Origin of the sequence: uncultured Algibacter sp. (genome assembly GCF_947495675.1) — a bacterium.
Classification (GTDB): Bacteria; Bacteroidota; Bacteroidia; order Flavobacteriales; family Flavobacteriaceae; genus Algibacter_B.
Map to the genome: position 1 here is coordinate 76,376 of NZ_CANLZX010000003.1, position 11,962 is coordinate 88,337.

The window sequence follows — 11,962 nt, forward strand, 5'->3', positions numbered from 1 at the left end:
ACATCGTTATAATTACCAAAAAAAGCCCTAATTTCTCAGAGCTTTCTTTTGCAATTTTTTGCGGTCTGGACGGGACTCGAACCCGCGACCTTCGCCGTGACAGGGCGACATTCTAACCAACTGAACTACCAGACCGTTGCATTATTGCGGTTGCAAATATACACGCCTTTTTTTATATCTCAAATCTTTTTTTGTCTTTTTTAAAGAAATTTTTCATCAAATAAATTTTTGGCGCTCTATCATGTAGGTTGTGAGGATGTTATCGAAATTTTTATTTATGTCTGCTTCAACATATTTTATTTTGTATTGTGCGCATTTTAAACGCAAAGCTTCAAAGTACGTATTAACAGTTTTATTGTAACTATCCTTGACAGTATCTGCATATAAATTAATATACTCACCTGTTTCAACATCTATAAACCTTTTTGGTTTATTATCAAACTCAAAATTTAACTCCTTTTTTTTATCAAATACATGAAATAAAATGACTTCATGCTTATTGTATTTTAAATGTCTTAAGGCCTCAAATAGCTTAACATCATCTTCAGATGTTTGAAACATATCTGTAAATAAAAATATTAAAGATCGTCTATGAACCTTTTCTGCTATTTCATGCAAATATTTATAAGTCTCTGTTTGTTTATTATGTGATTTTGAAATTACAGCTTCACTTAGATGATTTAATAACATTTGATGATGGCGCTCACTCCCCTTTTCTGGGGCATAATAATCATAGTTATCACTATAAATACTTAATCCCACAGCATCACGCTGTTTTTTTAAAATATGCATTAAAGCTACTGCAGCTAATGCAGAAAAAGCAACTTTATTTAAGCTATTAATTGAAAACGTATCTAATTTTGGGTAATGCATGGAACTACTATTATCCAAAATTATATGACATCTCAAATTCGTTTCATCATCGTATCGCTTTGTGTAAAGCTTATCGGTTTTAGCAAATAGCTTCCAATCTATATGTCTTGTACTTTCGCCTTGATTATAAATTTTATGTTCTGCAAATTCAGCAGAAAAACCATGAAACGGACTTTTATGCATACCAGCTATAAAACCTTCAACTACTTGCTTAGCAAGTAGCTCAAGATTTTTAAAACCTCCTGCTTTATTAAGTTCGTTTTGTAAATTCATTCTTTTAAAAATAATAGGCTAACAGACTTCTATAAATGCTATACTAGATAACAGCATCTACTATACCATAGGCCACAGAATCCTGTGCACCCATCCAATGGTCGCGGTTAAAATCTTTCATCACTTTTTCAAATGTTTGTCCGCAATTATCTGCTAATATTTGTGCGCTTAACTCTTTAGTAATTATAATCTCTTTAGCAGTAATTTCAATATCACTTGCCTGCCCTCTCGCACCGCCACTTGGTTGGTGTATCATAACACGAGCGTGTGGCTTTATAAATCGCTTTCCTTTTGTACCTGCAGATAATATTAATGACCCCATAGAAGCTGCAAAGCCAGTACAAACTGTAGATACTTGACTATTTAACGATTTAATACAATCATATATAGCAAATCCAGAGGTTACATAACCACCAGGACTGTTAATATAAAGTGTAATATCAAAAGTTCCTAAAGCATCTAAATACATTAATCTATCTATAACATGTTTTGCAGAATCATCATCAACTTGACCCCATAAAAACACTTTACGTTGTTCAATTAACTTACTATCAATAGCGTCTTGAATTTTTTTATATTCACTCATATTATTTTAAATTTTTCGGTGATTTAATTATTTTTATATAGTTGAGAGCATTATAGTTTTTGCTTCTCAAATTTTAATTTGCATCTAAAATAAAAAAAGGTTCACCATTACGGCAAACCTTTTCAATTTTCTTTTTTTATATCTACTACAAAAGCCCATCAATAGCATCTGTGTAAGCATTTTTGGGAGCTACACCAACTTGACGTCCAACTACCTCTCCGTTTTGAAAAACTAAAACTGTAGGTATGTTACGCACACCGTATTTAGCAGCAAATTCTTGGTTAGCATCAACATCAACCTTTCCTACAACAGCTTTACCATCATATTCATCACTTATTTGCTCAATAATTGGCCCAACCATTCTACAAGGTCCACACCAAGCAGCCCAAAAATCAACCAAAACAGGTTTATCACTCTTTAATACCGTTTCTTCAAACGTTGCATCTGTTATCTCTAATGCCATAATATTTATATTTTAATATGTTCTTAATTCGTTTTAACAACACAAATTTAGTCAAAAAAAACTCGAAAGCTTACAAACCAACAATTTGTTTTGCCTATGATGATATTAGCTAGGTTTATCCTAATTTTTTTGGCGCATAAAATAGGCTATCCGCTTTATCTTTTTGTGAAGCACCTTGGCAACTAATTTAAAACCTTGCAAAACAAGTTATTTTATATAAAAAATATATAAACCAACCCTTAAACTCCATAAAAAGGATATCACTTCTATCCTTTGCGCAATGAGCAACTTTAATTTAGTTTAAATCTTACATCTTGAGCTTCCAACTCACTTAAAAGCTCTTGGCATACTTTTACTTTTTGCCTTCTACTAGACATGCTTAATTTTATTTTCTCCTTCATATCATAAACCAAGAAATTTAAAGCCTGATTACCTGGATGCATATGTATTAATTCTTTTAAAGCGGTTATTTTTTGCTCGTCTAAATCTTTAATATCAACTTGAATAGACAATTTTTTTGCATAATTTTCCATAACATCATGCAATAACTGAAAACTATTAAACTGCAATCTAGGATCACTTTTCTTTCCAGTATCTTTATTTACCCAACCTTCTCTAACAAACGATTTTACAAACACAAAACTATTTTTAAGCAAGAAGTGTCTAAATTTTAAATACTCCTCTCCAAATATTCTAAACTCGTAACTATCTGTATAATCTTCAATTGTAAAAAGCGCCCAACCTTTACCTTGTTTACTTACTCGATGCTGCACATCGGTTACCACGCCTCCAAAAACTAATTCGCGATTAACATAAGGCTCTAAAGTATTAAACATGCCAACGGTAGCATTACAAAACGTTTTCATTTCGGTTTTAAAATCATCTAAAGGATGACCAGAAATATAAACTCCAACAACTTCGCGTTCTTTACTTAATTTCTCCATTGTGCCCCACTCTTCACACGGGGGCACTTCGGGTTCAGAAAACTGTACACTACTCTGTTCTCCAAACATATCTATCTGAGCAGAATTCTCATTTTCTTTATGCTTTTGGGCAAATTTAATTGCCTTCTCTAAAAAGGTAATTCCGTCGCCATCATCATGGAAATATTGTGCGCGATGCGTATCTCCCAAACCATCAAAACCTCCAGCTAATGCTAGATTTTCAAACGCTTTTTTGTTAGCAGCTCGCAAATCAATACGTTTTGCAAAATCAAAAATAGATTTATAATGCCCATCTTCTTTTCGATTTTCAACAATGGTCATAACAGCTCCATGTCCAACACCTTTTATAGCCCCCATCCCAAAACGTACCGCATTATCTTTATTTACCGAAAACTTGTAAAACGACTCGTTAATATCTGGCCCTAAAACGTCTAATTTCATGCGTTTACATTCTTCCATAAAGAAGGTAACTTGCTTAATATCGTTCATATTATTCGATAAAACCGCTGCCATATATTCTGCAGGATAATGTGCTTTTAAGTATGCGGTTTGGTAAGCAATCCATGCATAACATGTGGAATGTGATTTATTAAAAGCATAACTAGCAAAGGCTTCCCAGTCTTTCCAAACTTTCTCTAAAATTTTAGCATCATGTCCTTTTTCACTTGCTTGCTTTATAAATTTAGGCTTCATTTTATCGAGAACAGCAATTTGCTTTTTACCCATCGCCTTACGAAGTACATCGGCCTCACCTTTGGTGAATCCTGCAAGACTTTGGGACAACAACATCACTTGCTCTTGATAAACTGTAATACCGTAAGTTTCTTTTAAGTACTCTTCCATGGCTGGTAAATCGTACTCGATATCTTCATCACCATGTTTTCTCCGAACAAAACTTGGTATATATTCCATTGGTCCAGGTCTATACAAGGCATTCATAGCAATTAAATCTTCAAAAACTGTGGGTTTTAAATCACGTAAGTGTTTTTGCATTCCAGGAGATTCATATTGAAATACCCCGACGGTTTCTCCACGTTGGAATAAAGCATACGTTTCTTCATCATCTAGAGGAAAACTCTCAGGATCTAATAAAATATCATGTTTTGCTTTTACAATTTTAACGGTGTCTTTAATTAACGTAAGCGTCTTTAATCCTAAAAAATCCATTTTAAGAAGCCCTGCATCTTCTACCACCGAGTTATCAAACTGTGTGACATACAAATCAGAATCTTTGGCTAAAGAAACTGGCACAAACTTGGTAATGTCATCTGGTGTTATAATTACACCACAAGCATGAATTCCTGTATTTCTAACGGAGCCTTCAAGCGTTCTGGCTAGGTTTACGGTTTCGGCTTGTAAATCTGACCCATCAGCTATATTTAAAAGTTCATTGACTTTTTCTAAATCTTCGGCTCTAAATTTCTTTCCTAATTCCTTTTCATCTAACCCAAAAATCTTTCCGAGTTTAGACATTGTAGGAATTAATTTTGCAATTCTATCGGCATCAAATAAAGGTAAATCTAACACACGTGCTGTATCTCGAATTGACGATTTAGCAGCCATTGTACCATAAGTAATAATTTGAGCAACTTGGTTGCTTCCATATTTTTCGATTACATAATCCATAACACGACTTCGACCTTCATCATCAAAATCTATATCAATATCTGGCATACTAATACGATCTGGATTTAAGAAACGCTCAAAAAGCAAGTCGTATTTTAAAGGGTCTATATTAGTAATCCACAAACAATATGCTGCCACAGATCCCGCAGCAGAACCACGCCCCGGACCTACCGAAACATCCATATTTCTTGCTTCTCGAATAAAATCTTCTACAATTAAAAAATATCCAGGATACCCTGTATTTTCAATAACACTTAATTCAAAATCGAGTCGTTCTGTTACCTCTTCTGATAGTTTTTCACCGTAGCGTTTTTTTGCACCTTCATAAACTAAGTGCCTTAAATACGCATTTTCACCTCGTTTTCCTCCATCGGCTATATCTTCGTCATGTTTAAATTCATCTGGAATATCAAACGCTGGTAATAACACATCACGAGCTAGTTGATATGCTTCTATTTTATCTACAACTTCTTGCACATTAATAATTGCTTCGGGAACATCCTGAAACAACTTTTTCATGGCCTCGGCAGACTTAAAATAATACTCTTGATTTGGTAACCCGTATCGATAGCCACGACCTCTTCCTATAGGCGTCGCTTGCTTTTCACCGTCTTTCACACATAATAAAATATCGTGTGCGTTAGCATCTTCCTGCTTTCTATAGTACGTATTATTTGATGCTACTAACTTTACATCGTGCTTTTTTGCGAGTTTAATTAAAGTGGGGTTTACACGATTTTCATCCTCTTGATTATGGCGCATTAATTCAACATACAAATCGTCTCCAAATTCTTCTTTCCACCAAAGTAAAGCTTCTTCCGCTTGATTTTCTCCAACATTTAAAACCTTACTCGGAACTTCACCATATAAATTACCAGTTAGTACAATTAAATCTTCTTTATACTGCTGGATTAATTTTTTATCAATTCTTGGTAGATAATAAAATCCATCTACAAAGGCATGCGATGACAGTTTTGCTAAATTATGATACCCATTTTTGTTTTTTGCAAGTAATACGATTTGATAACCATTATCTTTTCTGGTTTTATCTAAATGATTTTCACACACAAAAAACTCGCAACCTATAATTGGTTTTATTAACTTAGCATTGGTAGTCTCACCTTTTTCTTTTGCTTCGGCAATTTTTGCTTTTACACCACCGTTAAACTTATTAACTGCATTAACAAAGTGAAATGCCCCCATCATGTTTGCATGATCTGTTAAGGCTACTGCAGACATGTTATACTCACCAGCGGCAGCAACAATATCTGCAACTCCCATGGTAGATTGCAAAACCGAGAACTGTGAATGATTATGCAGGTGAACAAAATCAACATCTGCTAAATTAGATGCATTTTGTTTTATATCTGCAGAAGAAACGCTTGATTCTGCTTTTTGTAAACGTGCTGCAATTTTAGCACTTTCTTTTTTTAAATTTATGTGTTTTAAACCAATTAACTGAATAGTTTCGGGATTTTTCTTTTTAAAATCCTCGAAATAATCTGGCTGAACATCAAGTTGCTCTTTAGTATATTCACCTAAACGTATTAGCTCTAAAAAACAACGTGTAGTTGCTTCCACATCGGCAGTTGCATTATGCGCCTCAGAAAAAGGCACATTAAACAAAAACTCATGTAACTCCGTTAAGGTTGGCAACTTAAATTTACCATAACGTCCACCAGGAATCTCACATAAACTAGCTGTATGTTCTGTACATGTATCTAAAACAGGTAATTCTTGTAACGGGTTCTCTACATCGCCACGCACAAATTCGGCACCCATTATGTTTAAATCGAACTTTACATTTTGCCCAACAACAAACTTAGTTTTACCTAAGGCTTCATTAAATTTTTCTAAAACTTCTGCTAAAGGCACACCTTGCTCTTGAGCCAACTCTGTAGAAATACCATGAATTTTTTCGGCATCATAAGGTATATTAAACCCTTCTGGCTGCACCAAATAATCCTGACTTTCAATACAGTTACCCATACTATCGTGTAGTTGCCATGCTATTTGAATACACCGTGGCCAATTATCAGTATCCGTTATTGGTGCATCCCAACGCTTTGGTAATCCGGTAGTTTCGGTATCGAAAATTAAATACATATATGATGTTTATTTGGCGAAATATTTAATCGTTATTCGAAAATAACGAGCATATAAAAATACATAGAAAACTCACTTTTTTAAAATGAAGTTATAAACAGTTGTAAACAAAAAAAATATAGGGCTCATAAACATTTCAAACCTCTATAAGATAATTTATCATAAATTAGATTTTTTAATAATTAACAATCACATGAAATCATTCATCTACCTAATAGCATTTATATTTTGTTTTAACAGCTATTCGCAAATATCACAACTGTATATAGGCACCTATACCAAAGGAAATAGTAAGGGGATTTACAAAGTAAATTTTAACACCTCAACAGGACAATTAAGCGACCTCCAACTCGCCATTCCAATTGATAATCCTTCATTTTTAACCTATGCTCCAGATAAAAAATTTTTATATTCTACAAACGGTAGTGAAAGCGGGTTCATTTCTTCCTACAAAATAAAAGAGGATGGAAGTTTAGTATTATTAACCCGTGTTAGTAGTAATGGCAAAGGCCCTTGCCATATCTCTATAAATACAGATGGTACAAAAATTTCAGTATCAAACTATGGAGGAGGCACCATAGCAATCTATCCAATAAACAAAGATGGAAGTTTAGCAGAGGCCACTCAAGTTTTTAATCAAAATAGTACTGAAACAAAATCGCATGCACATTCTTCTTTGTTTTTTAATGATGAATTATTTACGGCAGATTTAGGAAGAAATGCGATGTATCAATACATACTTGATGGACATGACTATAAATTAAACTCTGAAGCTATTATAAAAACTAAAGGAAATCCTGGTCCACGTCATTTTAAACTAACAAAAGATGGTAAGTTTATTTATGTAATTAACGAATATGGAGCCACTATTACCTCAATTAAAAGAACAAAAAAAGGGTTTAAACAAATTGACGAAGACAACACTCTAGATCCAGATTTTACTGCATTTAACAAATGCGCAGACATTCACCTTTCTAAAGACGAACGTTTTGTTTACGGCTCTAATCGAGGAGAAAATACTATTGCTGTTTTTGAGCGTAATACCAAAAACGGAAAACTCAACAAAACACAAAGCATATCTGTTCATGGTGATTGGCCACGTAATTTCACTTTAGACCCAACAGGTAAGTTTCTACTAGTAGCTAATATGAAAACTGAAAATATAGCTGTATTTAGTGTTGACAAAACTTCAGGAAAACTCACATTTTTAAGCGACTTAAAAGTTCCAGAACCCGTTTGCTTATTATTTTAAGTTCGTTTTTAAATAAAACTCTGTTTTTTAAAAAAATATAGTATCTTTGCGCCCTTATTAATAACAGAGGTCGAGAACCTCAAATAATTAATTATTATGCCAGTAAAAATTAGATTACAAAGACACGGTAAAAAAGGAAAACCTTATTACTGGATCGTAGCAGCTGATGCACGTTCAAAAAGAGATGGTAAATACCTAGAAAAATTAGGTGCTTACAACCCAAACACAAACCCAGCAACTGTAGAATTAAATGTTGATGGTGCTGTACAATGGTTACAGAATGGTGCACAACCAACTGATACTGCTAAGACTTTATTGTCTTACAAAGGTGCTTTATTAAAAAATCATCTTGCAGGTGGTGTTAGAAAAGGTGCTTTAACTGAAGAGCAAGCAGAAGCTAAATTTACTGCTTGGTTAGAAGAAAAAGAAGCTAAAATTCAAGCAAAAGCTGACGGTTTATCTGATGTTGAAGCAAAAGCAAAAGCTGATGCTTTAGCTGCTGAAAAAGCGGTTAACGAAGCAAGAATTGCTGCTGCTGCTCCTGTTGTAGAAGAGGAAGCAACTGAAGAAGCTCCTGCTGCTGAAGCTGAAACTTCAAACGAAGAAGAATAAAAAACAAAATTTTTTATACTTTTAAACTCCGATAGAAATATCGGAGTTTTTTATTTAATGAAACTTGTAAAAAAAATTTGATTAAATAATTCCCATGAAAATGGGAATCTCATTATATTTAAATAATTAAAATTTCCACCTTCGCGGAAATAACAAATGGCTTTTCTATGAAAAAAGAAGATTGTTTTTACTTAGGAAAAATTGTAAAAAAATATAGTTTTAAAGGCGAGGTTTTAGCTAAACTAGATACCGACCAGCCAGAAATTTACGAAAACTTAGATGCTATTTTTGTAGAACTAAGAAACAATCTTTTACCCTTTTTTATAGAACACTCCCAATTACACAAATCTGAATTGTTACGTATCAAGTTTGAAGATGTTGATACCGAAGCAGATGCCGATGCTATTATGAAAAGTAATTTATACTTACCTCTAGATTTACTACCTAAGCTTGAGGGCAACAAATTTTACTTTCATGAGGTAATAGGCTTTATCATTGAAGATAAAAACTTTGGAGAGGTTGGTGTCATAAAAGCCATTAATGACTCTACAGCACAGTCCCTTTTTGAAATTGATCGAGATGGTATTGAAATTTTAATTCCTATGAATGATGAATTTATTGTAAAAGTTGATAGAGACAATAAAACCATTATTGTGGAAACCCCTGAAGGGTTAATTGATTTATATTTAGAAGAATAATTGTGTCTACAAAACCCTTTAAGTTTAAAGAATTTACCATAAACCAAGACCAATGTGCCATGAAAATTGGCACCGATGCTGTTTTATTAGGTGCGTGGGCTTCCCTTAAAAATAGTCCTTTTTCAATTTTAGATATTGGAGCTGGAACCGGAGTTTTATCGCTAATGCTAGCACAACGCTGCCATGCAGAACTTATTGATGCTATTGAAATTGATGACAAAACATACGAACAATGTGTTGAAAATTTTGAACAATCACCTTGGGGAGACAGATTGTTTTGCTACCATGCTTCATTAAATGAATTTGTTGAAGAATTAGATGATACTTATGATTTAATTATTTGCAATCCGCCTTTTTATACAGAAGATTATAAAACAGATAATACACAACGCGACTTGGCTAGATTTCAAGACGCTATGCCATTTAATCACTTGCTTGAAAGTGTTTCTAAATTACTATCAAATGATGGTATATTTTCAGTAGTAATTCCGTTTAAAGAATCATCAACTTTTATTCAAACAGCTTCAAAATTCAACTTATTCCCTAATAGAATTTTACATGTAAAAGGCAACCCAACATCTGAAATTAAACGTGCACTCTTAGAATTCTCTTTCCGCGAAAGCGAAATAAATATGCACTCTTTAATTATTGAAACAGAAAGACACCAATACACCAAGGATTACGTTAATTTAACCAAAGATTTCTACTTAAAAATGTAATCAATTCAATAAAGATTATTTAAATTTGAAGGACAAAAATGATGATTTGGCAATAAAACTGTCTATTTATTAATTATTTTGTCTAATTCACTTTTCAATTCATTCTTTATGCGACCAGATTTATTTGAAGCACCAGACTATTACAACTTAGATGAGTTACTAACCGAGGAACATAAATTAGTTAGAAATGCTGCTCGAGAATGGGTAAAACGAGACGTCTCACCTATAATTGAAGAATATGCCCAAAAGGCAGAATTTCCAAAACAGATTATAAAAGGTCTAGCAGACATTGGTGCTTTTGGCCCCTATATACCAATGGAATATGGCGGCGCTGGCTTAGATCAAATTAGTTATGGTTTAATAATGCAAGAAATAGAACGTGGCGATTCTGGTGTACGCTCTACAGCTTCAGTACAATCATCATTAGTTATGTATCCTATTTGGAAATATGGCAACGAAACTCAACGTAAAAAATATTTACCTAAACTAGCTAGTGGCGAATGGATGGGGTCTTTTGGCCTAACAGAACCAAACCATGGCAGTAATCCTGGAGGAATGACTACAAATTTTAAAGACATGGGAGACCATTATCTTTTAAATGGCGCAAAAATGTGGATTAGCAATGCGCCTTTTTGTAAAATTGCAGTTGTATGGGCTAAAGATGAAAGCGGGCGTATTCATGGGTTAATTGTAGAACGAGGTATGGAAGGGTTTACAACCCCTGAAACACATAACAAATGGTCGTTACGAGCATCGGCTACCGGCGAACTTATTTTTGATAATGTAAAAATACCCAAAGAAAATTTATTACCAAACAAATCTGGTCTTGGCGCACCGCTTGGCTGTTTAGATTCTGCACGTTTTGGTATTGCCTGGGGTGCTATTGGCGCTGCTATGGATTGCTATGATACAGCTTTACGATATAGTAAAGAACGTATGCAATTTGGAAAACCTATTGGTCAATTTCAATTGCAACAAAAAAAGCTTGCTGAAATGATTACCGAAATTACAAAAGCGCAACTTTTAGCTTGGAGACTTGGTGTAATGCGCGAAAATGGTACTGCAACTTCAGCACAGATATCTATGGCAAAACGCAATAATGTGGACATGGCATTAAAAATTGCTCGCAATGCTAGACAAATGCTTGGTGGTATGGGTATTAGTGGAGAATATTCTATTATGAGACATATGATGAATCTTGAAAGCGTGGTAACTTACGAAGGAACTCATGATATTCATTTACTAATAACCGGTTTAGATATTACTGGCTTAAACGCTTTTAAATAGTATGAATAGTACACCCATAAACTACGTAGAGCTTAAAGCTCATAATCTTGAAAAAACAAAGCAATTTTATTCAAATTGTTTTGGTTGGGTTTTTACAGATTACGGAGATACATATATTGCTTTTTCTGAAAGCGGTCTTGAAGGTGGGTTTGAAAAAACAGATAATCAAATTATTAATGGCGCTTTGGTTGTTCTGTATCATGAAAATCTTGATTTGATTAAAAAATCTATAATAGAAGCTAAAGGTATAATTTCTATAGACACTTTCTCTTTTCCTGGTGGCAGCAGGTTTCATTTTATTGACCCTTCTGGCAATGAATTGGCAGTTTGGTGCCATACCAATAAATAATTAAGAAAATATATTACCTTTTATTGATGTTACTGATGACACCCATTTACTTATTACGGGACTAGATATAACAGACTTAAATACTTATAAATAAGTGGTTTTTACGCAAACGTTTTCTTTAAAAATAATTAAAAGACTGACATTTGACAGGTTTTTTACATATTCTCATCTGTA

Annotated in this window: 10 protein-coding genes and 1 tRNA gene; 6 read left to right on the plus strand and 5 right to left on the minus strand. The window is 33.7% G+C overall.

The features are described from left to right. Positions 1-61 precede the first annotated feature (61 nt). From Q0842_RS02925 to dnaE, 5 genes are all read right to left on the minus strand, one after another. A tRNA-Asp gene (locus Q0842_RS02925) sits at positions 62-135 on the minus strand. 81 nt (positions 136-216) lie between these two features. After that, positions 217-1,146, minus strand: a complete 930-nt coding sequence (locus Q0842_RS02930) for a DUF58 domain-containing protein (RefSeq protein ID WP_298494154.1) — start codon at positions 1,144-1,146, stop codon at positions 217-219. Positions 1,147-1,189: 43 nt separating this feature from the next. Further along, the gene (locus Q0842_RS02935) at positions 1,190-1,732 is read right to left on the minus strand and encodes a ClpP family protease (RefSeq protein WP_298494156.1); all 543 of its coding nucleotides are present in this window, start codon (positions 1,730-1,732) and stop codon (positions 1,190-1,192) included. A 145-nt stretch (positions 1,733-1,877) separates the two neighbouring features. Next, the gene (gene trxA / locus Q0842_RS02940; RefSeq protein WP_298237715.1) at positions 1,878-2,195 is read right to left on the minus strand and encodes a thioredoxin; all 318 of its coding nucleotides are present in this window, start codon (positions 2,193-2,195) and stop codon (positions 1,878-1,880) included. Positions 2,196-2,485: 290 nt separating this feature from the next. Beyond that, the gene (dnaE, locus tag Q0842_RS02945; RefSeq protein ID WP_298494158.1) at positions 2,486-6,871 is read right to left on the minus strand and encodes a DNA polymerase III subunit alpha; all 4,386 of its coding nucleotides are present in this window, start codon (positions 6,869-6,871) and stop codon (positions 2,486-2,488) included. 193 nt (positions 6,872-7,064) lie between these two features. Here dnaE and Q0842_RS02950 point away from each other — a divergent pair, with 193 nt between their 5' ends. From Q0842_RS02950 to Q0842_RS02975, 6 genes are all read left to right on the plus strand, one after another. Next, the gene (locus Q0842_RS02950; protein ID WP_298494160.1) at positions 7,065-8,123 is read left to right on the plus strand and encodes a lactonase family protein; all 1,059 of its coding nucleotides are present in this window, start codon (positions 7,065-7,067) and stop codon (positions 8,121-8,123) included. Between the two features lie 96 nt (positions 8,124-8,219). After that, positions 8,220-8,735 (plus strand): 30S ribosomal protein S16, encoded by a 516-nt coding sequence (locus tag Q0842_RS02955; protein WP_298494162.1) that lies wholly within the window; start codon positions 8,220-8,222, stop codon positions 8,733-8,735. Between the two features lie 167 nt (positions 8,736-8,902). Then, positions 8,903-9,433 carry a ribosome maturation factor RimM gene (rimM, locus tag Q0842_RS02960; protein WP_298494164.1) on the plus strand — a complete coding sequence of 177 codons (531 nt, stop codon included), beginning with the start codon at positions 8,903-8,905 and terminating at the stop codon, positions 9,431-9,433. Between the two features lie 2 nt (positions 9,434-9,435). Beyond that, positions 9,436-10,152, plus strand: coding sequence for a methyltransferase (locus Q0842_RS02965; RefSeq protein WP_298494166.1), 717 nt, complete (start codon positions 9,436-9,438; stop codon positions 10,150-10,152). A gap of 108 nt (positions 10,153-10,260) precedes the next feature. Then, positions 10,261-11,439, plus strand: coding sequence for an acyl-CoA dehydrogenase family protein (locus Q0842_RS02970; RefSeq protein WP_298494168.1), 1,179 nt, complete (start codon positions 10,261-10,263; stop codon positions 11,437-11,439). A gap of 1 nt (position 11,440) precedes the next feature. Continuing rightward, positions 11,441-11,788 carry a VOC family protein gene (locus tag Q0842_RS02975; protein WP_298494170.1) on the plus strand — a complete coding sequence of 116 codons (348 nt, stop codon included), beginning with the start codon at positions 11,441-11,443 and terminating at the stop codon, positions 11,786-11,788. The last annotated feature ends 174 nt before the right edge of the window (positions 11,789-11,962 follow it).

What these genes read in the sequence shown, in the direction of transcription:
- Q0842_RS02975 (WP_298494170.1), top strand. Translation starts at nt 11,441, where the DNA reads ATGAATAGTACACCCATAAACTACGTAGAGCTTAAAGCTCATAATCTT.
- Q0842_RS02930 (WP_298494154.1), bottom strand. Translation starts at nt 1,146, where the DNA reads ATGAATTTACAAAACGAACTTAATAAAGCAGGAGGTTTTAAAAATCTT.
- dnaE (WP_298494158.1), bottom strand. Translation starts at nt 6,871, where the DNA reads ATGTATTTAATTTTCGATACCGAAACTACCGGATTACCAAAGCGTTGG.
- Q0842_RS02950 (WP_298494160.1), top strand. Translation starts at nt 7,065, where the DNA reads ATGAAATCATTCATCTACCTAATAGCATTTATATTTTGTTTTAACAGC.
- Q0842_RS02935 (WP_298494156.1), bottom strand. Translation starts at nt 1,732, where the DNA reads ATGAGTGAATATAAAAAAATTCAAGACGCTATTGATAGTAAGTTAATT.
- trxA (WP_298237715.1), bottom strand. Translation starts at nt 2,195, where the DNA reads ATGGCATTAGAGATAACAGATGCAACGTTTGAAGAAACGGTATTAAAG.
- Q0842_RS02970 (WP_298494168.1), top strand. Translation starts at nt 10,261, where the DNA reads ATGCGACCAGATTTATTTGAAGCACCAGACTATTACAACTTAGATGAG.
- rimM (WP_298494164.1), top strand. Translation starts at nt 8,903, where the DNA reads ATGAAAAAAGAAGATTGTTTTTACTTAGGAAAAATTGTAAAAAAATAT.
- Q0842_RS02955 (WP_298494162.1), top strand. Translation starts at nt 8,220, where the DNA reads ATGCCAGTAAAAATTAGATTACAAAGACACGGTAAAAAAGGAAAACCT.